Genomic DNA, 20,086 nt, shown 5'->3' with positions numbered 1-20,086 from the left:
AACCGCTCCGCTTCGGCACGGCGTACCGCCTCGAGGTCTCAGGGGTCGCCGGAACGACCGACGCCCGCTCCCGCACGATCACCCGCAGCTTCGTGACGCCCGAGGCCACCGTGGTGGTGCAGCGCTCGACCCCGGCGGGCACAGAGCTCGTCGCCGTGGAGGTGCCGACCGGTTCATCGGGCTCGGCCGCCGCCGGCCTCCGAAGCACCGCCCCCGAGCCCGGCGTGCCCAGCGCCCCCGCCCCCGCCCCCGCCGCCAGCCGCGAGCGGGTGCTGCTCGAGCGGGACGCGGTCTCGGGGTTCGCGACGGGCGGCGGCCGCGTCGTCGCCGCGGTGCCGGCCGGCGGCTCGCCGACCACCCACGACGAGCTCCTCAGCATCGACGTGGCCACCGGTGAGACCAGCGAGCTCCCGATGCCGGAGGGCTTCGCGGCCGCGCTCGCGGTGCAGGCGACCGAGGAGCTCTGGGGGTTCCGCTTCGAGGCCCCGATCGATGCCACCGACCACTCCCTCGACGACGTGCTCCACGTGGGCCGCGGCACCGGGGCCGCCGAGCCCGTGCTGGGCCTCGACGGTGCGCCGCTGCGCGTGCTCGAGTGGGCGTTCCTGCCGGGCCGGCCGGCGCTCGTGGCCCGCGACGTCGCGGGCGAGGTGCTGCTCGTCGATCTCCGGCCCGACCGCTCGCCCGTGCCGCTCGGCGGCCATCCGGCCCTCATCTCGGCGGGGCCCGACGGTCGCTCGATGGTGGTGAGCGACGACGCCGGCCTCGTGCGGCACGACCTCGTGACCGGTGCCGTGGCCCCCGTCGACTTCTCGCTCGACGACGGCCGGATCGCCTACCCCTCCGACGCCCTCGTGAGCGACGGCCTCGCGGTGCTCTCCTACTCGCTCGTCGATCCGGACTCGCACCTGTTCGTGCAGCGCGTGACGGCCGAGCGCACGGGAGGCACCGAACCCGGAGAGGCCCCGAACCCGGCCGGCCCGCAGGTGCTCTACGACTCCGGCGACACCGGGAGCACGGTCACCCGCGTCTCGCTCTCACCCGACCAGCGTCTCGTGGCGATCGAGGTGAGCGACGCGGCGACGGGCCGGTCGTCCTCCCGCATCCTCGAGCTCGACGATGCAGGCAGTGGCAGTGGCAGTGGCAGTGGCAGTGGCGGGGGCGGGGCCGAGGGCGGCGCAGGTGCCGGCCCTCGTCTGCTCGCCGAGATCGACGGCACGGGCGGCGACTGGACGGGCTGAGCCCGCCCGCGCCAGGCGGAAGGGCGGTCAGCCCCGGTCGACGAGCTCCTGGTAGTCGGGGTGCGTGTCGATGAAGTGCGCCACGAAGCTGCAGTCCGGAACCACGGCGAGCGATCCGCTCACCCGCACGTCGTCGAGCGCGTGCCGCACGAGCTCGCCGGCCACCCCCGCCTTGCGCTTCTTGGGGTCGACCTCGGTGCGCACGAAGACGATGCGCCCACCCTCGATGCGGTAGTCGGCGAAGCCCGCCACCTGGTCGTCGAGACTGATGGTGTAGCGGTTCTGGCTGTGCTCATGGCGGATCTCGGTGCTCATTCTGCCCCGAGGATAACCCCGCCCGATGGGAACTGCCAGAATTGCACCGTGCCCGTCGCCGATCCGTCCCCTGTCCATCCGGGAGGCTCGGGTACTGCCGATCCCCGCCGGCAGTTCGGAGCCGACCCCCGCGGCGAGGGCCTCGTCTTCCACGCCGACAACCTCGACGTGACCCCGGGCCTCGCAGACGGTTCGTTCACCGTGATCTACCTCGATCCGCCCTTCAACACGGGCCGCACGCAGGCCAGGCGCTCCACGACCTCCACGCGCACGGCTCCGGATGCGGACCCCGACGAGAGACGGCCGGGCCGGGTCACCGGCTTCCAGGGCCGCCAGTACGACCGCATCAAGGGCGACCTGCTGAGCTACGACGACCGGTTCGACGACTACTGGGAGTTCCTCGAGCCGCGCATCGTGGAGGCCTGGCGGCTGCTCGCCGACGACGGCACGCTCTACCTGCACCTCGACTACCGCGAGGCGCACTACGCCAAGGTGCTGCTCGACGCGCTGTTCGGCCGCGAGAGCTTCCTCAACGAGATCATCTGGGCCTACGACTACGGCGCCAAGTCGAAGAACCGCTGGCCCACGAAGCACGACACGATCCTCGTCTACGTCAAGGATCCGCGCGGCTACTACTTCGACTCCACGACCGTCGACCGCGAGCCCTACATGGCACCCGGCCTCGTGACGCCCGAGAAGGCGGCGGCCGGCAAGCTGCCGACGGATGTCTGGTGGCACACGATCGTGTCGCCCACCGGCCGCGAGAAGACCGGCTACCCCACCCAGAAGCCCGAGGGCATCCTGCGCCGCATCGTGCAGGCGTCCTCCCGCGAGGGCGATTGGGTGCTCGACTTCTTCGCCGGCAGCGGCACCACGGGGGCCGTGGCCGCGGCCCTCGGCCGCAACTTCGTGCTCGTCGACCGCAGCGCCGACGCCCTCGACGTCATCCGCCGCCGGCTGCCGGGCGCCCGCTTCGTCTGCGTGACGCCCTCTGGCTAGGGCCCGAGCACGACGTCGGAGGTCGGCACCGCGCAGCAGGTGAGGATGCGCCCGTCCGGCGGCGTCACCACCGGATCGACGAGGTACGCGACCGTGCCGGAGCGGAGCGCTCCCTCACAGGTGCCGCACGCGCCGGAGCGGCACGCGGAGGGCCACCCCCGCCCGTCGGCCTCGGCGACGTCGAGGAGCGCGCCGTCGGCCGGGTGCCACTCGAGCGGAGCGCCGCCGTCGCCCGGATCGACCGTGAACGGGCCCTGGCGGGGCGGTACGCGCGGAGACCCGTCGGTGAGCCGGGGGGTGTAGAAGACGTCGAAGTGGATGCGCTCGCGCGCGACCCCGGCCCGCTCGAGCGCGCGACGTGCGTCGTCGAGCAGCCCGGGCGGCCCGCACAGATGGGCGGTCACCTCGGTGCGATCGCCGCCCCCTGCGGCCGCGGCCCGGTCGACGGCAGCCGCGAGGTCGTCGCCGGTCGGCCGACCCCGGTTCACGCGCACCCGGCTCCCGGCATCTGCGGTGAGCGTGGGTGCGGTGGCGAAGGCTGCGGCATCCGGATCGGCACCGGTGACGTGCATCGTCAGGCAGGCGTTCGGGAGCGCCTCGAGGAGGTCGAGGACCTCGTCGAGGTGGGCGACGCTCCGGCTGGTGCGATCGACGTGCAGCATCTCCACCTGCGCTCGTGAGCCTTCCGCCGCGAGAGCTCGCAGAATGGCCACGGCGGGGGTGATCCCGATACCGGCGGTCACGAGCACGAGGGGATGCCCGGTGGTGGTGGCGGTGGATGCGACGTCGTGCAGAGGTCCGAAGGGCCCGCTCACCAGGAGTTCGGTGCCGACCTCCAGCCCGTCGTGCAGGGCTGTCGAGATGCCGCCGATCCGTTTGACCGTGATGCGCGCCGTGGTGCCCTCCACGGCCGAGATCGTGTAGTTGCGCCAGTTCGGGGAGGGCTCGGAGGGCAGGTGCAGTCGCACGTGCTGTCCCGGTCCGGCGCCGGCGAGAAGGCCGACGGAGTCGTCGAGCCAGAAGCTCTCGACACCGTCGGTCACGCTCTCTCGGCGGGAGACGGCAGCCAGGCGGGGCCACTCAGCGATCGCCTCGGCCGAGGCCCGCGAACCACCAGGCAGAACGCTCACGGCGTCGCTGACCGCGATCCGCCCGGTCGTGAGCGGGCGCAGGTAGACGCCGCAGAACATGTGCCCGAAGTGGGCGGCCAGCCGAGCGGGCACGTTGAGGTCGACGGAACCGGTGAGCGGGTCGACGGCGGTGGCGCGGCAGCGATCCGTCGGCTGGAAGACCTCGAACCGCTCCTCGCCGATCGAGATCGTGCGCCCCACGAGGCCGAACTCCGACCATGCCGGGAGCCCGGAGACGAGCAGGTTGCCGCGGAACCGGCGGTCGTCGACCTCCCGCCCCGTGTGCTCCTGCAGGGCGGCGACGGTCTCGAGGTTGATGAGCGAGATGAGGGCGTTCTGCCAGTCCCAGAGCCGGGCACCCGGAGCCACGACCGTGGCGTCTCCCGTCCGGCCCCGCGGGAACCATCCGCGCACGGCCTCGTCGAGTGGCGCAAAATCCGGGTCGGGGAACCGGATGCTGGCGGTGGCGCCGTTCGGCCCGGTCACGGTCAGCCGCACCGCCGCTCCCGGGTCGTCGATGCTGCCGGCCGCGACGTCGCCCTCTCGCTCGAGTGCCGTTTCGAAGCGTACGAGGGACGGGTTCTTCGCCACGTGGTGGAAGGCCGCGCGCCGGCGCCAGCCGCCACCGTCGACGTGCTCCGTGTCGCCCGTCTCGATGGCGAGCACCCGGTCGAAGCCGAGCCCCTCCCCGGGTGCGACGGCGGCCGAAGCCGTGCTCGTGCCCGGCAGGCCCTTCACGGGGTAGCGGGTGATGCGCGCCAGCGTCACGGGGGTGTCGCCGTGCTCCCGAGCTGTCATCGTGCCTCCTCCGTCATCCTTCCAGACCGGTGGCCCGGAGGCATCCGGTGCATAATTAGGTAATGCTTACCTATCAAGCCCGCACCGACGCCGAGCGCTCCGCGCGGCCCTCGTACCGGCCGTTCCGGTCGCGGGTGGTGCGCATCGAGCAGCTGAGCCCGAGCTTCCGGCGGGTCACGTTCACGGGCCCCGAGTTCGACCGCTTCGGCACCGCCGGGCTCGACCAGCGCATCAAGATCGTCGTGCCCTTCGCCGACAAGACCTACGGCGGCGACTTCTGGTTCGACGGCGAGAGCCTCGACGCCGGCACCTGGTACCAGTCCTGGCGCGAGCTGCCCGAGGCGCTCCGCAACCCGTTCCGCACCTACACCGTGCGCGCCATCCGCCCCGCCATCGCCGACGCCCCCGAGGAGCTCGACGTCGACTTCGTCGTGCACGCGAGCGCCACCGGTGCACCCGAGGGGCCCGCCGCCGGCTGGCTCGAGAGCGCCGCCGTGGGCGACGAGATCGTGATCGTGGGGCCCGACGACCTCAGCATCGACTACCGGCTCGGCCTCGACTGGCACCCGGGCGAGGCGGTCGACTACCTGCTCGCGGGCGACGAGACCGCCGCGCCCGCCATCTGCAGCATCCTCGAGTCGCTCCCCGCCGGCACCCGCGCCCAGGCCTTCATCGAGGTGCCGCACGCGGGCGACCGCTGGGCCCTCGAGACCGCCGCCGACGTCGACCTCGTGTGGCTCGCGCGCGACGAGCACCCGGCCGGCGCGACCCCGCTCCTGGATGCGGTGCGCGACTGGGTGGGCACCCACCGCGACCGGATCGCCCCCGCCCTCACCGACTCCGCGCAGGAGCTCGCCGACATAGACGTCGACCTCGAGATGCTGTGGGACTCGCCCGAGGATGCCGCGGGCCGCTTCTACGCCTGGCTCGCAGGCGAGTCCGCGTGCATCAAGCAGCTCCGCCGCCTGCTCGTGAGCGAGACGGGCGTCGACAGGCACCGCGTGGCGTTCATGGGCTACTGGCGGCTCGGCAAGGCCGAGGGCCAGTGAGAGCCGCCCGCCGGTGACCGCGACCCCGCGGAACGCCGGGAAGCCCGGCCGAGGGCCCGCCGGGAAGCCCGGCCGAGAGCCCGACGCCGAGCCGGGCGCGGCCGGAGCGACGGCCGCGGCGGTCTCGCACCACCACTCCCCGGCAAGGCGCCGGCTCATCCGCGTGCTCGGGCTCGTCGGCCTCCTCGTGGCCGTGCTCGTGGCGGTCGGCCTCAGCCTCTTCCTCGGCTCGCGCTCGATCGACCTCCCGGCCGTGCTCGCGGTGCTCTCGGGCGCGCGCGAGGGCGATGCGGTGGAGCAGATGGTCGTGCTCGACCTCCGGGTTCCGCGCACGATCATCGGCCTCGTCGCCGGCGCCGCGCTCGGCCTCGCCGGCACGCTCATGCAGGGCCTCACCCGCAACCCGCTCGCCGACCCCGGCCTCCTCGGCGTGAACTCGGGCGCCTCGCTCGCCGTCGTGGTCTCGATCGCCGTCTTCGGCGTGGCGAGCCCCGCGGGCTACATCTGGTTCGCGTTCCTCGGCGCCACCGTGGCCGCCGTGCTCGTCTACGCCGTCGCGTCCGGCCGCACCGGGCCAACGCCGCTCAGCCTCACCCTCGCCGGGGCCGCCGTCACCGCCGTGCTCACCGCCCTCATCACGCTCGTGCTGCTGCGCGACCTCGACACCCTCGCGCAGTACCGCTTCTGGTCGGTGGGCTCGCTCGTGGCCCGCGACGCGGGGACCGTCGTGACCCTCGCGCCCTTCCTGCTCGGCGGTGCCGTGCTCGCCGTCGCCCTCGGCCGGAGCCTCAACGGCCTCGCCCTGGGCGACGACGTGGCGAGGGGGCTCGGCCAGCGGGTGGGACTCACGCGGGTCGTCGCGGGCATCGCCATCATCCTGCTCTGCGGGTCGGCCACCTCGCTCGCGGGCCCACTCGTGTTCGTGGGGCTCGTCGTGCCGCACGTGGCCAGGCGGCTCGTGGGCGCCGACTTCCGCTGGATCGCGGCGTACTCGCTGCCCCTCGGCGCCATCCTGCTCGTGCTCGCCGACACCCTCGGCCGCCTCATCGCGCAGCCCGCCGAGCTGGAGGCGGGCATCGTGGTGGCCGTCATCGGCGCGCCCGTGCTGATCGCGCTGGTGCGACGCGACCGGGGCGTGATCCGGTGACCGGCGCAGCGCCCGGTCCGGCATCCGGCCCCACGCAGGGCCCCGCATCCGGCCCCGAAGCCACCGCGCCCGACCCGCTCGCCGACCGGCGGATGCTCGCCGACCGGCGGATGCTCGCCGACCGGCGGATGCTCGCCGCCGTCCGCCGCATCGGCCTCGGCCGCCGCCTGCTCGTCACGGGCGTGCTCGTGCTCGTGCTGGTCGTGCTGGCCTGCCTCGCCCTCGTGCTCGGCGACCGTGTGCTCGCGCCCGGCGACGTCGTGGCCTCGCTCCTCGGCCTCGGCTCGGGCGGCGACAACTTCGTGGTGCAGGGCCTCCGACTCCCGCGCCTCACCCTCGGCCTCCTGGTGGGCGCCGCGTTCGGCCTCGCCGGCGCCGTCTTCCAGAGCCTCCTCGGCAATCCGCTCGCGAGCCCCGACATCATCGGCATCTCGCAGGGCGCGAGCGCGGCGGCGGTCGGCGCCATCCTCGTGCTCGGCTGGGCCGGCATCGCCGTCTCGTTCGCGGCCTTCGCGGGGGCCGTCGTGGTGGCGGGGCTCATCACGATCCTCGCCACCCGCAACGGCGTCGCTGGCTCCCGCTTCGTGCTCATCGGCATCGCGCTCGCCTTCCTCGCCCAGGCGCTCATCGGCTACCTCCTCACACGCGCCGACGTGCGCGAGGCCCAGTCGGCACTGGTCTGGCTCGTCGGCAGCATCGGCACGGTGAAGGGCGAGGAGATCGCCGTCACGGCCGTGGCCGGGCTCGTGCTCTCGATCGGCCTGATCCTGCTCGCACCACGGCTCCGGATGCTCCAGCTCGGCGACGAGACGGCCGCCGGTCTCGGCGTGCGCGTCACCCCCACCCGCCTGCTGCTCACCCTCGTCGCCGTGGGGTTCGCGGCCGTCGCCACCGCGGCCGCCGGCCCCGTGGCGTTCGTCGCCTTCGTGGCGGCGCCCATCGCCCGGCGCCTTCTCGGCGGGGCGGGCACTGCCACCGCCCTCGTCGCGAGCGCGCTCGTGGGCGCCGTGGTCGTGACCGGAGCCGACATCATCGCCCAGCACGCCTTCCCGGGGCTCCAGGTGCCGGTCGGCATCGTCACCGGTATCGTGGGCGCCCCGATCCTGCTCGGACTCCTCGCCCGCGGCAACCGAACGAGAGGAACCGCATGAGCTCGCACGAGCTGCGCGCCGAAGCGCTGTCCCTGGGCTACGACGGCCACCGGGTGGTCGACGCCCTCGACGTCGTGATCCCGGACGGCGAGGTGACCGTCATCGTCGGCCCCAACGCGTGCGGCAAGTCGACGCTCCTGCGCGCGCTCGCCCGGCTGCTGAAGCCCGAGGAGGGCGCCGTGTTGCTCGACGGCACCGACGTGCACCGCTACCCGAGCAAGAGGCTCGCCACGCTCGTGGGCCTGCTGCCGCAGCAGCCCGTGGCGCCCGAGAGCATCACGGTGGCCGACCTCGTGGGCCGCGGCCGCTTCCCGCGCCAGGGCCTCTTCCGGCAGTGGACGGCGGCCGACGACCACGCCGTCGCCACCGCCCTCCGCTCCACCGACACGCTCGGCATCGCCGAGCGCCGCGTGGAGGAGCTCTCCGGGGGCCAGCGGCAGCGGGTCTGGATCGCGATGGCCCTCGCGCAGGAGACCGACATCCTGCTGCTCGACGAGCCCACGACCTTCCTCGACGTGACCCATCAGGTCGAGGTGCTCGACCTCCTGCACGAGCTCAACCTCGAGCGCGGCACGACCGTCGTGATGGTGCTGCACGACCTCAACCTCGCCGCGCGCTACGCCGATCATCTCGTGGTGATGTCGGGTGGGCGGATCGTCGCCGAGGGCGCCCCGAAAGACGTCATCTCGGCCGAGATCGTGCGGAGCGCCTTCGGGCTCGAGGCCCTCGTGATCGAGGATCCCGTGAGCGGATCGCCGATGGTCGTGCCCAGGGGGCGGTTCCGCAGCGCGCCCGCGTGACCTACGATGGTTAGGTAAGGCAAGCCTTACAAGCCACAGCATCCTGAACTCCCTGGAGGAACCCGTGCCCCGACTCCGTCCCCGCCTGGCCGCGCTCGCCGCGTCGACGCTCGCCGCAGCCCTCGTGCTGACCGGCTGCGCCGCCGGCTCGAGCGAGACGCCCTCGACCGCCGACGCGGGCACCGGCTCCGGCGAATCCGTGACCATCGAGCACGCCTTCGGCGAGACCGTGGTGCCGGCCGACCCGCAGAACGTCGTGACGCTCGGCTGGGGCTCGACCGACGCGGCGATCGCTCTCGGCACCATCCCCGTCGCGATCCCGTTCGACTCCTACGCGGGCGACGAGAACGGCGTGCTGCCCTGGGTCGCCGAGGCCGTCGAGGCCGCGGGCGCCGAGCTGCCGACGGTGCTGCCCGAGTCACCCGACGAGCCGCCGTACGAGGCCATCGCCGAGGCCGACCCCGATGTCATCCTCGCCGTCTACTCGGGCATCACCGAGGAGCAGTACGAGACGCTCAGCCAGATCGCCCCCACCGTGGCGTACCCGGGCGAGGCCTGGAGCACCCCGTGGCGCGACGTCGTGACCACGGTCGGCGAGGCGCTCGGCAAGTCGGCCGAGGCCGAGGAGGTGCTCGCGGGCATCGACGACCAGCTCGCCGAGCAGGCCGCGGCGCATCCGGAGTTCGAGGGCAAGACCATCGCGGCCGTCTGGGACATCGCGGGCACCTTCTACGTCTACAAGAAGGAGGATCCGCGGGTGGAGTTCATGCTCGACCTCGGCTTCGAGAGCGCACCCTCGGTCGACGAGCTCGCCAACGGCGACTCGACCTTCTTCTACACCCTGAGCTACGAGCAGCTCGACCAGCTCGAGGCCGACGTGGTGCTGAGCTACTCCGACACCCAGGCCGAGGCCGATGCGTTCCTCACGGCCCCGCAGACCTCGGTCATCCCCGCCGTCAAGGCCGGCAACGTGGCCCAGCTCGTGGGCACCGAGTACATCGCCGCGGTCTCGCCGCCCACCGCGCTGTCGCTGCCCTGGGGCCTCGACCAGCTCGTGGAGGCCCTCGCCGCCGGCACGAAGTAACCCGCGCGCTCGACCCGGCAGTTCGTCCCCTTCTCCGCAGGGCTGAGGGGGACGAACTGCCGGGTCGGCGGTGTCTCTGCGTCAGGCGGTTCCGCGCCGCACGAGCTCTGTGGGGATGATGGTGCGGTGCGGGGCCTCCTCGCCCGAGATCAGGCGCACGAGCAGCTCGGTCATCGAGACGCCGAGCTCGGTGGCCGGCTGCCGCACCGTGGTGAGCGGCGGATCGAGCGTGGCGGCGAAGGCGTCGTCGTCGAAGCCGACCACCGCGACGTCGGCGGGGCTCGAGAGCCCGCGGTTCCGGAGTGCCTGGATGGCACCCGCCGCCATCTGGTCGTTGGCGGCGAAGAGAGCATCGAAGCCCGCACCGGCGGAGCCCGTACTAGCAGAGCCCGTACTAGCAGAGCCCGCACCGGATGCCGGATGGCGATCGAGCAGCCGGATGACGGCCTCGGCCCCCGACTGCTGGGTGAACGCGCCGTGCTCGGCGAGCGAGACGTCGCCCCCCACCGCCTCGACCGCGTCGCGCCAGCCGGCGAGCCGGTCGATGCCGGCGGGCATGTCCTGTGGCCCCGCGATCGTGGCCACCCGGCGCCGACCGGAGCCGAGGAGGTACTCGGTCGCGCTCTGGGCGGCGTGCCGGTTGTCGACGTCGACGTAGTGCCGCGACTCGAGCTCGGGGTTCAAGGGCCGGCCACCGAAGACGATCGGCAGTGCGTCGCCGAGTCCGAGGTAGGAGTGGTCGCCGGAGTGGTGCGACACCACGAGGGCCCCGTCGACGTTGCCGCCGAGCAGGTAGCGCCTCGTCTTTTCGGGCCGGGTCTCGGAGGCCACGAGCAGGTTGAGGGTGAAGTCGGTCTCGGCGAGGGCCCTCGCCACCCCGCGCACGACGGGCGCGAAGAACGGATCGGCGAACACCGTCGAGGTCGACTCCGGCACGATCAGCGCGATCACGTCGGTGCGCCGGCTCGCGAGCGAGCGCGCCACCCGGTTGGGCACGTAGTTGAGCCGCGCCACGGCGGCGTGCACGGCCGCCACGGCCTCGGGCGCCACGGAGGCGTGCCCGTTGACGACCCGCGACACCGTCGCGCGCGAGACGCCGGCCTCGGCGGCCACCATCTCGAGCGTGGGGTTGCCGCTCGGGATCACGGTTCGAGAGCCGGCTCTGCGGCGACCGGGCCGTCCGCTCCGGCTGGTCCCGCCGCTCCGTCCGCTCCGGATGCTCCGGCGGCGCCCGCAGCTCCGGCGATCACCTCCGCGTACGCCAGCGCGCTGTCCTTCGGCGTCCGCACGAGCGTGTCGTAGTCCACCCGCACGATGCCGAAGCGCTTGCCGTAGCCCCAGGCCCACTCGTAGTTGTCGAGAAGCGACCAGACGAAGTAGCCGCGCACGTCGGCCCCGTCGGTGATCGCATCCGACACCGCCTGGATGTGATCGAGGATGTACTGCGTGCGCTGGGTGTCGTGCACGGCCTCGGTGCCGTCGCCATCCGTCGACACCGTGTCGTCGTAGGCGGCGCCGTTCTCGGTCACGTAGAGGGGCGGCAGGTTCGGGTACTCCCGGCCGAGCCGCACGAGCAGGGTGCGGAGCCCGGCGGGGTTGACCTCCCAGCCCATGCCCGTGAGGGGGAGGCCCCGGAGCGGGAACGTGATGTGCTCGGAGCCCACGAAGGGCGAACGCACCGCCCGGCCGCCGGCCACCGCGTGCGGGTCGACCGGCACCACCGACGGGTCGGCGGGGGCGGGGATGGGGTGACCGCTCACCATGTCGTCGTGGTAGTGGTTGACGCCCAGGAAGTCGAGGCGCTGGGCGATGATGTCGAGGTCGCCGGGCCGCACGAGGGCCGTGTCGCCCACCTCGTCGAGTCCGAACTCCGCCAGGTCGTGGCGGATGTCGGCGGGGTACTCCCCGCGCAGCAGCGGGTCGAGGAAGATGCGGTTGTTGAGCGCGTCGAGCCGCCTGGCCGCGTCGGCGTCCACGGGGTCTGAGGGGTTCGCGGGGATGGCGTTGGTGAGGTTGAGCGTGATGCCGATCTGCTCCGCACCGAGGTCGCGGAGTCGCTGCACGGCGAGGCCGTGCGCGAGGTGCTGGTGGTGCACGGCGGCCACGGCGGCCGCGGGCTCCTGCCGGCCCGGTGCGTGCACGCCCGAGGCGTAGCCGAGCAGCGACGAGCAGAACGGCTCGTTGAAGGTGGTCCAGTGCGAGACCCGGTCGCCGAGCACCCCGTGCACGATCTCGGCGTACTCCGCGAAGCGGTAGGCGGTGTCGCGGTTCGCCCAGCCGCCCTTCTCCTCGAGCGCCTGCGGCAGGTCCCAGTGGTAGAGCGTGAGCCAGGGCAGGATGCCGGCGCCCAGCAGCTCGTCGACCAGTCGGGAGTAGAAGTCGAGCCCCGCGGGGTTGACGGCGTCGTCACCGGGGCGGATGCGCGCCCAGCTCGTCGAGAAGCGGTACGACTGCAGCCCGAGCTGCTTCATGAGCGCGACGTCGGCGGGCATGCGGTGGTAGTGGTCCACCGCGACATCCGGGGTGTCGCCGTTCAGCACGGCGCCGGGCAGCCGGGAGAAGGTGTCCCAGATGGAGGCCTGCTTGCCGTCGTCGAAGGCGGCGCCCTCGATCTGGGCGGCGGCCGTGGCGGAGCCCCAGAGAAAACCGGGAGGGAACGAGGTCGTCATGGGTGCACTGCTCCTTTGCGTGGCGGTAGCAGCTCGTGAGAGCGCTCTCCAAGCGTACCGCGCCCGGATTTCGTAACAGAACTTCGCAAAGGGCCTCCGGTGGGGGCGGGCGTGCGAACCTGATGCATCGCCGACCGACGGGAGGAGCCCGGGATGACCCGCACGACACCAGCAGGACAGCCGCACGGCTTCGCCACCCGGCAGGTGCACGCCGGGCGCGGCAGCGACGGCCCTGGCGGGGTGAACGCCAGGGCGACGCCCATCTACCTCAGCGCCGGCTTCGTGTTCGACGACTTCGACCAGGCCCGCGACCGCTTCGGCGGCGCCGACGACGGCTTCACCTACACCCGGCTCGGCAACCCCACGTACTCCTCGGTCGAGCGCCGCATCGCCGCTCTCGAGAGCGGCCGCGAGGCCATCCTCGTCGGCAGCGGCCAGGCCGCGGTCTCGGTGGCCGTGCTCGCGCTCCTGAAGGCGGGCGACCAACTCGTCTCGGCCAACAGCATCTACGAGGGCTCGCGCGGCCTCTTCGTGGAGAACCTCGGCCGGCTGGGCATCGAGACCTCGTTCGTGGCCGACCACAACGATCCGCTCGCCTGGGAGCTCGCCATCCGCCCCACCACGCGGGCGCTGTTCGTGGAGTCGATCCCGAACCCCAAGAACGACCTCGTCGACCTCGCGCTCGTGGCCGGGGTCGCGCACCGCCACGGCATCCCGCTCATCGTCGACAACACCTTCGCCACGCCCTACCTGCTGCGACCGCTCGAGCACGGGGCCGACGTGGTGGTGCACTCGGCGAGCAAGTTCCTGGCGGGGCACGGATCGGTGCTCGGCGGGGCGATCGTCTCGGGTGACGGGTTCGACTGGGCGGGTCAGGCCGCGCTCACCGCCGGGGCATCCGGGGCGCCGCTCTTCCCGCACCTCACCGAGCCGGCCCACGCGCTCGGCGGCGCGAGCTACGTCGAGCGCTTCGGGCCCGCCGCCTTCGCCGTCTACGCCCGCGACGTCGTGGCCTCGCGGCTCGGGCCCACGCCCTCGCCGCTCAACGCCTTCCTGATCGAGCAGGGCATCGAGACCCTCTCGCTGCGCGTCGACCGCCAGTCGGCCACGGCGCTCGCGATCGCCCGCTGGCTCGACGAGCAGCCGGGCGTCGAGTCGGTCGACCACGCGGGCCTCGCGTCGAACCCCCACCACGCGCTCGCCGAGCGCTACCTGCCCGTCGGCCAGGGGTCGGTGTTCTCCTTCACGCTCGCAGGCGGTGCGGATGCCGCGCGCCGGTTCATCGACTCCGTCGCCCTGTTCACGCGCATGACCCACCTCGGCGACGTTCGCTCGCTCATCATCCACCCCGCCTCCACCACGCACGCCTACCGGAGTGCGGAGCAGCTCGCCGAGGCCGGGATCTGGCCGGGGCTCATCCGGCTGTCGATCGGAGTTGAGGACGCGGGCGACCTGCTCGCCGACCTCGCTCAGGCGCTCGAGGCGTCGGGGGCGGCTCTGCCCGCGGCGGCCTCGTCGACCGTCGCATCCGCATCCGGTGCCGAGTCCGCAGCCGCACCCGCCATCGCCGCCCCGGCCGTGGTCTGACCGTGGCGCATCCGCAGCACTTCGGCTGGTTCCTCTCCCGCGGCTTCGGCCCGCACGGCTGGGGCCACCCGTACTACGACTGGAACCACCCCTGGCACCGCCCCGAGCTCTACCAGCAGTCGATCCGCACGCTCGAGCAGGCGGGCTTCGACCTCGTGATCATCGAGGACGCCCTCTCGCTCGGCAACGCCGACACCCTCGACCTGCGCATCCGCAGCGCCTACGGCGGCCCCAAGCACGATCCGCTCCTGCTCGCGCCCTACCTCTTCGACGTCACCGAGCACATCGGCATCGCGCCCACCGTGAACCCGCTGGCCTACTCGCCCTACCAGGCGGCGCGGCAGTTCGCGACGCTGCAGCACCTCAGCGACCACCGCTTCGGCATCAACGTGGTGACCGACGTGGGCTCCTCCCGCCACTTCGGCGTGCCGCCGCTCGATCACGACGGCGCCTACGACCGGGCCGAGGAGTGGCTGGGGGCCGTGCAGCGGCTGTGGCACAGCTGGGGCCCGGATGCTCTGGTGCAGGATGCGACGACCGGTCACTTCGCCGACGGGTCGAAGCTCGATGCGTTCCAGCACCGCGGCGAGCACTTCAGCTTCGACGGCCCCCTCAACGCCCTGCCCTTCGCCGACCCCGGGAGTGAGGGCGGGCACGGGGGCGACCCCATCGTGGTGTCGCCCGGGGGATCGCCGCGAGGACTCGGGTTCGCGGGGGCGAACTCGCAGGTGCAGCTCGCGCTGGCCTCGCTCGACGTGTCGACGATCCGCGACTACCGCGCGAAGGTGCACACCGCCGCTCTCGCCCACGGCCGGAGCCCCGCCGACATCGACGTGCTGTTCGTGTTCAAGCCCATCGTGGTGTCGAGCCCGGAGGAGGCGCAGCGCCTCGTCGACGCCTCCGCGCACCCGGACGACGCGACCCTGCTGCAGATCGCGGCCGGCCAGTCGAGCGATCTCGAGACCGACCTCACGGGGCTCGATCTCGACCGGCCGGTCGATCCGGCGATCTTCGGCGACCACGTCTCGCGCGGCACCATCAAGGGCCTGCTCGGCGGCTTCGACTCGTTCGCCGACGCCTCGCTGCGGGAGCTGCTCACGGCGAAGGCGCGCCTCGGCCGCATCACCGACCGCTCGGGCTACGTGGGCACGGCCGACGAGATCGCCGACTTCATCGAGGAGCTCGGGGCCGAGGCCGACAACGACGGCTTCATCTTCTCGGGCGACCTGCACCCGGTCACGATCCACCGCATGCTCGACGAGCTCGTGCCCATCCTCCGCCGCCGCGGCATCCTCCGCACCGCCTACGGCGCAGGCGGCCTCCGCGCCAACCTCCAAGACTTCTAGCCCCCGCCCCCGTCCTCCCACGAGTGGGCACTTTCTGCGGTGTGCCGCGGCGTGTTGGGGCAGAAACTGCCCACTCGTGGGAAGGGGCGGGCTACTTCTTGGGGGGCTGGGCGGGGGTGGAGCTGGTGTCGGGGAGGATCATGGCGCCCATCTCCTCCGCTGCGAGCGACGCCTGGACTGCGGGGGACACCGCGGGGGAGTCCGCAGGGTTCTGGGTGGGCTCGGCGGCGGCTGCGTCGTCCGCCGCCTCCTCGAGGGCCGACTTCGCGCGGAGCGGAGTGGCCTTGAGGAACCAGCTGAGCACGAAGGCCACCGCGACCACCGCGAGGCAGACCCAGAACACGGTCTGCGTGGCGTTCGCCCACGCGTCGACGAACGGCAGCGTGAGCCGCGAGTCGGCACCCACGAGGAACGAGGTGTCGCCGCTCAGCGCGTCGCCGATCGACGACGGGTCGCTCTGCGCGTTCGTGAGGATCTGCAGGATGGCCGCGTTGGCGGGATCCGCCTGCACCGCGGGGTCGGCCGCGGCCGCCTGAGCACCCGCGACGATGTCGGGGTCGGTGAACGCGGCCGGCAGCGTCGTGCCGAGGCGCGAGAACAGCACCGAGAACACCACGGCGGTGCCGAGCGTGCCGCCGATCGAGCGGAAGAACGTCGACGCCGAGGTGGCCACACCGATGTCGCGCGGGCCCACCGAGTTCTGCGACGCGATCGTGAGGGTCTGCATGAGCTGTCCGAGTCCGAGGCCGATCACGAGCATGCCGATCAGCACGTACCAGACCGGCTTGTCGGCCGAGACGAAGGTGAGGTAGAAGAAGGCGGCCACGAGGAGTCCGGTGCCGAGGATGGGGAACATCCGGTAGCGGCCGGTGCGCGAGATGAGCTGGCCCGAGACGATCGAGGCGATCATGAGGCCGAGCACCATGGGGATCATCATGAGCCCCGCCTCGGTGGGGGTCGCGCCGGTGGCGATCTGCAGGTAGTTCGGCAGCGTCATCATGGCGCCGAACATGCCGAAGCCCACGAGCACGCCGAGGATGGTGGCCATCGAGAACGTCGGGGACCTGAAGAGCTTGAGCGGGATGATCGCGTCGTCACCCAGGCGCCGCTCGACCACGAGGAAGAGGATGAGCCCGATCGGGGCGAGCACGTAGCAGGCGATGGCGCCGGGCGAGCCCCAGCCCCACTCGCGGCCCTGCTCGGCCACGAGCAGCACGGGCACGACGGTGAGGATGACCGCGACCACGCCCCACCAGTCGATCCGCACGGCGCGGCGGGTGTGCGGGATGTGCAGGAACAGGAGCACGATCACCATGGCGACGGCGCCGATCGGCAGGTTGAGCAGGAAGATCCAGCGCCAGCCCGTGATGCCGAGGATCTCGGGGGCTCCCGAGAGCAGTCCGCCGAGCAGCGGGCCGATGACGCTCGAGATGCCGAAGGTGGCGAGGAAGTAGCCCTGGTACTTCGCGCGCTCGCGCGGGGCGAGGATGTCGCCCATCACGGTGAGGGCGAGCGACATGAGTCCGCCGGCTCCGAGGCCCTGGATGGCGCGGAAGATCGCGAGCTCGTACATGTTCGTGGCGATGCCGGCGAGAAGGGATCCGACGAGGAAGATCGCGATGGCGATGATGTAGAGCGGGCGCCGGCCGAAGATGTCGGAGAGCTTGCCGTAGAGCGGCGTCGAGATGGTCGACAGGATGAGGTAGCCGGTGGTCACCCAGGCCTGCAGGCTGATGCCGTCGAGGTCGTCGCCGATCGTGCGCATCGAGGTGCCGACGATCGTCTGGTCGAGCGAGGCGAGGAACATGCCGGCCATGAGCCCGAAGATGATGAAGAGGATCTGCCGGTGCGTCATCCGGCCGCCGGCCTCCTTGAGGGCTGCGGCCCGTGCTTCGGCGGCGCGGGCCGACTTCGAGGGCGCCTTCGGGCCCGTGCCCGAGCCCTTCTCGGTGCGGGAGGACGATTCGGAACGAGACATGGGCATCCTCAAGGCAGCACAGCGGAGTGGGAGTTCGCGCCAAAACTTGCGCAGACTGCAAAGTTACACCCGCTGCACCGACCCCGCCAACCGGCCGGACGCTGGAGCCCTCCGCGACTTGACAGAAGTCGCGCCCAAAACGGGCGACTTGGCACATCTTGTGTCAAGTCGCGGGAGGGGGAGGGGGAGGGGCAGGGGGTCAGCCGCCGAAGAGCTTGCCGAAGAAGCCCTTGCGGGCAGGCTCCCAGCCGGCCGACTCGAGGGCCGCGATGAGCGGCTCCTTCACCTCGTCGGTCGTGAAGGAGTAGCCGTAGGTGTTGCCCTCGTGCGTGCCCTGGCGATCGGTGCTGCTGGCCGCGGTTCCCACGCCGAAGTGGAACGAGGCGCTCTTCTGCCTGCCCTTGAAGCCCGAGCTGCCGAACGAGGCGCTGAAGCCCCCGCCGCCGTCGCTCTGCACGGAGGAGCGGCTCTCGGTGCGGGTCTCGTCGAAGGTCCACGTCGACGACTCGGGGTCGAGCGTGACCCGCAGCTCGTAGTCGCCCGAGATGGTGCCGGCCGCGGTGACGGCCGCCCACTTGACGTCGGCGTACTTCCAGGCGGCGCGGATGCCGTAGGGCGCGGGCTCGTAGACGAACGGCAGCTCGTCGCTGTTGAGCGCGAGCACCCGCGCCTGGGCCTCGGCGAAGGGGAGGGCGGCCATCAGGAGGTCGTCACCGCGCTGTCCTGGATGGCCCGGATCTCGTCCCAGAACTCCGTGGCCTGCCTGCCCGAGGTGGTGGCCGTGACCTGCACGAGGTCGGCGACGGGGCCGTTCTCGACCACGGCGATACGGACGGCCTGCATGAGCGTTCCCACGCGGGCGTCGGGGTAGCTGAACTCGATGCGGAAGCCCTCGCGGCCGACCACCTCGTGGGCATCGCGGCCGAGCTCCTGCACGCCCTCGATCGACTCGACGCGGCCGATGACGGCGTCGATCGCCGTCTGCAGGGAGTAGCCCTGGGCGAAGCGGGAGATCGCCACCACGACGTTGGGGCGGAACTCGCCCTGCTCGACCTTCTTGCCGGCGGCGAGCACGGCGCCGGTCACGGCGAGCGGGCTCCAGTCGTCGGGCACGGTCAGACCGATGGAGGGCAGGGCGGGGGCGGAATCGCCGGGGAAGCTGATGGAGTACGACATGGTTCGAGCCTTTCAGAGATCGAGGAGAAGTGGATCAGAACGGGATCAGAATCCGAGCCAGCCACCGACGGTGTCGATGGTCTCGGAGGGGCTGATCGAGAAGTCGAAGCTCACACCGCCGCCGAGGCCGAAGGCGGCACCGACGTCGAACGAGACATCCACGTTGTCCCAGGTGACCTCGGCGTCGACGTTGGCATGGCCGCCGATGCCGTACATCACCTCGGCGCCACCGCCCACGGAGACGGCGCCGCCGCCCACGTTGAGCTCGCCTTCGACTCCGGCACGGCCGCCCACGAAGCCCTCGACACCGGCGTTGGCACCGATCCCGTCGGGGCCGATGGTGGCTCCCGCATTGGCGTTCGCTTCGGCACCGATCATGACCTCGGCGCTTCCGCTGCCGCCGTACATGCCGTCGGCACCGGAGAACGATCCTCCGGCGTCGGCACGGCCGCCGACGAACCCTCCGGCCGAGGCATCGGCGTAGGCACCGTCATCGAGGTTGAAGCCGGCGCCGGCCTCGGCATCGGAATCGACCCCGAAGAAGGCGTCGGCCGATCCCTCGCCGCCGAAGTTCTCGTCGCCGAAGCTGCCGTTGGCACCGGCTCCGGTGCCCCACTGCCAGCCGGCCTCGGCGCGGGCGTCCGGCATGCCGTTCTCGTCGTAGGTCACGCCCGCGTCGGCGTAGCCCTCGTCTTCGAAGCCGTGGGCGTAGCTGCCGGAGTCGTCGTCGGCTCCTCCGTTGCCGCCCCCGCCGCCGCCACCCCCGCCGCCGCCTGACGATCCACCACCGGTGGATCCGCCGCCGGAACCGCCAGAGCCGGAGCCGCCCGAACCCGAACCGCCTGAGCCGCCGGAGCCCCCGGCCCCGCCGCCTCCGCCGAACGTGCCGCCGTCGGTCGACGACGTGTTCTGATCCTCGGCGTTCTTCACGAGGCTGTCGCTGCCGGCCGTGAGGGCCGCGACCGCGGCCTTCAGCTGCGCGGTGTGCGTGCCGTTCCAGTCGGAGCGGAAGGTCGAGGCATCCGGACCCTGCCACGCCTGCGCCTGGTTGACGCTCGTGGTGAGACTCGATGTCACCGTGTTCAGATTCTCAGCGGCGTTGTCGAACTTCTTCGCCAGTTGTCGGAGCTGTTCGACGTCTGCCCCGTAGAAACCACCAGCCATGACACCCTCTCAAGCGTGCGGATCGGATAGATGAAAGAAAAAGGAGGCGGGAGCCCCGGAGGACTCCCGCCTGGTCCAACTAGGCGTTGGAGGTGGCCTCCTGGTCGGAAGCGTTCTTCGAGGCCTTCTGCGAGGCGTCCTCGAGGGCGGTGATGACCTGCTTCAGAGCGGCGGTGTGGGTGGAGTTCCACTCGTTGCGGAAGTTCTCCGCATCCGGACCGGTCCACTGCACGCTCTGGAGGGCGCTGGTGAGAGTCGTCAGGATCTGCTGGACCTGCTGCGACTGGGTGTTGAGCTGCTTGCTGAGCGAGCGAACCTGCTCGACGTCGAGACCCCAAACGGCCATGATTCTCTCCTTTTCGTTCCGCGGTACCGGGCTGTCCGGTTCCGCTACTTCCTGTGAGTCGTTCTCACAAGGAAGACACTACGGACAGGTGTCGATTCAGGCGATG

At 72.0% G+C, this 20,086-nt stretch carries 17 protein-coding genes and 1 pseudogene; 9 read left to right on the top strand and 9 right to left on the bottom strand.

Annotated elements, in window-relative coordinates; all coding sequences use genetic code 11:
* Window positions 1-1,241 (top strand): annotated as a pseudogene (locus Q0D57_RS09750) (hypothetical protein); the annotation flags it as partial.
* A 27-nt stretch (window positions 1,242-1,268) separates the two neighbouring features.
* Here the strand turns inward: Q0D57_RS09750 and Q0D57_RS09745 are convergent.
* Window positions 1,269-1,556 carry a GNAT family N-acetyltransferase gene (locus Q0D57_RS09745; RefSeq protein ID WP_291042311.1) on the bottom strand — a complete coding sequence of 96 codons (288 nt, stop codon included), beginning with the start codon at window positions 1,554-1,556 and terminating at the stop codon, window positions 1,269-1,271.
* A 168-nt stretch (window positions 1,557-1,724) separates the two neighbouring features.
* On the opposite strand from Q0D57_RS09745, the gene Q0D57_RS09740 reads away from it, so the two are divergent.
* Window positions 1,725-2,555, top strand: a complete 831-nt coding sequence (locus tag Q0D57_RS09740; protein ID WP_291042323.1) for a site-specific DNA-methyltransferase — start codon at window positions 1,725-1,727, stop codon at window positions 2,553-2,555.
* Here the strand turns inward: Q0D57_RS09740 and Q0D57_RS09735 are convergent.
* Entirely contained in the window at window positions 2,552-4,483 is a 1,932-nt protein-coding gene (locus tag Q0D57_RS09735) for a 2Fe-2S iron-sulfur cluster-binding protein (protein ID WP_291042308.1), read from the bottom strand. The genes Q0D57_RS09740 and Q0D57_RS09735 overlap by 4 nt on opposite strands.
* A gap of 62 nt (window positions 4,484-4,545) precedes the next feature.
* Between Q0D57_RS09735 and Q0D57_RS09730 the strand changes: the two genes are divergently transcribed.
* The 5 genes from Q0D57_RS09730 (at window position 4,546) to Q0D57_RS09710 (ending at window position 9,714) form a co-directional block, all read left to right on the top strand.
* On the top strand, window positions 4,546-5,532 hold the full coding sequence (locus Q0D57_RS09730; RefSeq protein WP_291042306.1) for a siderophore-interacting protein: 987 nt from the start codon (window positions 4,546-4,548) through the stop codon (window positions 5,530-5,532).
* 13 nt (window positions 5,533-5,545) lie between these two features.
* Window positions 5,546-6,679 carry an iron ABC transporter permease gene (locus tag Q0D57_RS09725; protein ID WP_291042304.1) on the top strand — a complete coding sequence of 378 codons (1,134 nt, stop codon included), beginning with the start codon at window positions 5,546-5,548 and terminating at the stop codon, window positions 6,677-6,679.
* Window positions 6,676-7,830 (top strand): iron chelate uptake ABC transporter family permease subunit, encoded by a 1,155-nt coding sequence (locus Q0D57_RS09720; RefSeq protein WP_291042301.1) that lies wholly within the window; start codon window positions 6,676-6,678, stop codon window positions 7,828-7,830. The genes Q0D57_RS09725 and Q0D57_RS09720 overlap by 4 nt, the downstream gene beginning before the upstream one ends.
* Window positions 7,827-8,630, top strand: coding sequence for an ABC transporter ATP-binding protein (locus Q0D57_RS09715; protein ID WP_291042298.1), 804 nt, complete (start codon window positions 7,827-7,829; stop codon window positions 8,628-8,630). Before Q0D57_RS09720 ends, Q0D57_RS09715 begins: the two co-directional genes overlap by 4 nt.
* Window positions 8,631-8,694: 64 nt before the next feature.
* Entirely contained in the window at window positions 8,695-9,714 is a 1,020-nt protein-coding gene (locus Q0D57_RS09710; RefSeq protein WP_291042294.1) for an iron-siderophore ABC transporter substrate-binding protein, read from the top strand.
* Window positions 9,715-9,795: 81 nt separating this feature from the next.
* Here Q0D57_RS09710 and Q0D57_RS09705 read toward each other — a convergent pair whose 3' ends face one another.
* Window positions 9,796-10,830, bottom strand: coding sequence for a LacI family DNA-binding transcriptional regulator (locus Q0D57_RS09705; protein WP_291042317.1), 1,035 nt, complete (start codon window positions 10,828-10,830; stop codon window positions 9,796-9,798).
* Between the two features lie 26 nt (window positions 10,831-10,856).
* On the bottom strand, window positions 10,857-12,383 hold the full coding sequence (locus tag Q0D57_RS09700) for a family 1 glycosylhydrolase (protein ID WP_291042291.1): 1,527 nt from the start codon (window positions 12,381-12,383) through the stop codon (window positions 10,857-10,859).
* 153 nt (window positions 12,384-12,536) lie between these two features.
* Here Q0D57_RS09700 and Q0D57_RS09695 point away from each other — a divergent pair, with 153 nt between their 5' ends.
* Window positions 12,537-13,970: a PLP-dependent transferase gene (locus tag Q0D57_RS09695; protein ID WP_291042288.1), complete on the top strand. Its 1,434-nt coding sequence runs from the start codon at window positions 12,537-12,539 to the stop codon at window positions 13,968-13,970.
* Between the two features lie 2 nt (window positions 13,971-13,972).
* Window positions 13,973-15,316: an LLM class flavin-dependent oxidoreductase gene (locus Q0D57_RS09690; RefSeq protein ID WP_291042285.1), complete on the top strand. Its 1,344-nt coding sequence runs from the start codon at window positions 13,973-13,975 to the stop codon at window positions 15,314-15,316.
* A gap of 91 nt (window positions 15,317-15,407) precedes the next feature.
* On the opposite strand, the gene Q0D57_RS09685 is transcribed toward Q0D57_RS09690, so the two are convergent.
* The 5 genes from Q0D57_RS09685 to Q0D57_RS09665 form a co-directional block, all read right to left on the bottom strand.
* Window positions 15,408-17,171, bottom strand: coding sequence for an MDR family MFS transporter (locus tag Q0D57_RS09685; protein ID WP_291042314.1), 1,764 nt, complete (start codon window positions 17,169-17,171; stop codon window positions 15,408-15,410).
* 322 nt (window positions 17,172-17,493) lie between these two features.
* A complete protein-coding gene (locus Q0D57_RS09680) occupies window positions 17,494-17,994 on the bottom strand; it encodes a hypothetical protein (protein ID WP_291042282.1) in 501 nt (166 codons plus the stop codon).
* A complete protein-coding gene (locus Q0D57_RS09675; protein ID WP_291042279.1) occupies window positions 17,994-18,470 on the bottom strand; it encodes an LpqN/LpqT family lipoprotein in 477 nt (158 codons plus the stop codon). The genes Q0D57_RS09680 and Q0D57_RS09675 overlap by 1 nt, the downstream gene beginning before the upstream one ends.
* Window positions 18,471-18,515: 45 nt before the next feature.
* Window positions 18,516-19,547 carry a hypothetical protein gene (locus Q0D57_RS09670; RefSeq protein WP_291042277.1) on the bottom strand — a complete coding sequence of 344 codons (1,032 nt, stop codon included), beginning with the start codon at window positions 19,545-19,547 and terminating at the stop codon, window positions 18,516-18,518.
* 166 nt (window positions 19,548-19,713) lie between these two features.
* Window positions 19,714-19,980, bottom strand: a complete 267-nt coding sequence (locus tag Q0D57_RS09665; RefSeq protein ID WP_259525446.1) for a WXG100 family type VII secretion target — start codon at window positions 19,978-19,980, stop codon at window positions 19,714-19,716.
* Window positions 19,981-20,086: the final 106 nt, after the last annotated feature.

The sequence above is a fragment of the Herbiconiux sp. genome (assembly GCF_023264895.1).
GTDB lineage: Bacteria > Actinomycetota > Actinomycetes > Actinomycetales > Microbacteriaceae > Herbiconiux.
This window is presented reverse-complemented; position numbering and strand designations above follow the sequence as displayed.

Bases quoted from the DNA above. Each gene is read 5' to 3' on its own strand.
- Q0D57_RS09745 (WP_291042311.1), bottom strand. From the start codon at position 1,556: ATGAGCACCGAGATCCGCCATGAGCACAGCCAGAACCGCTACACCATC.
- Q0D57_RS09665 (WP_259525446.1), bottom strand. From the start codon at position 19,980: ATGGCCGTTTGGGGTCTCGACGTCGAGCAGGTTCGCTCGCTCAGCAAG.
- Q0D57_RS09685 (WP_291042314.1), bottom strand. From the start codon at position 17,171: ATGACGCACCGGCAGATCCTCTTCATCATCTTCGGGCTCATGGCCGGC.
- Q0D57_RS09735 (WP_291042308.1), bottom strand. From the start codon at position 4,483: ATGACAGCTCGGGAGCACGGCGACACCCCCGTGACGCTGGCGCGCATC.
- Q0D57_RS09680 (WP_291042282.1), bottom strand. From the start codon at position 17,994: ATGGCCGCCCTCCCCTTCGCCGAGGCCCAGGCGCGGGTGCTCGCGCTC.
- Q0D57_RS09715 (WP_291042298.1), top strand. From the start codon at position 7,827: ATGAGCTCGCACGAGCTGCGCGCCGAAGCGCTGTCCCTGGGCTACGAC.
- Q0D57_RS09675 (WP_291042279.1), bottom strand. From the start codon at position 18,470: ATGTCGTACTCCATCAGCTTCCCCGGCGATTCCGCCCCCGCCCTGCCC.
- Q0D57_RS09695 (WP_291042288.1), top strand. From the start codon at position 12,537: ATGACCCGCACGACACCAGCAGGACAGCCGCACGGCTTCGCCACCCGG.
- Q0D57_RS09730 (WP_291042306.1), top strand. From the start codon at position 4,546: ATGCTTACCTATCAAGCCCGCACCGACGCCGAGCGCTCCGCGCGGCCC.
- Q0D57_RS09700 (WP_291042291.1), bottom strand. From the start codon at position 12,383: ATGACGACCTCGTTCCCTCCCGGTTTTCTCTGGGGCTCCGCCACGGCC.
- Q0D57_RS09705 (WP_291042317.1), bottom strand. From the start codon at position 10,830: ATGGTGGCCGCCGAGGCCGGCGTCTCGCGCGCGACGGTGTCGCGGGTC.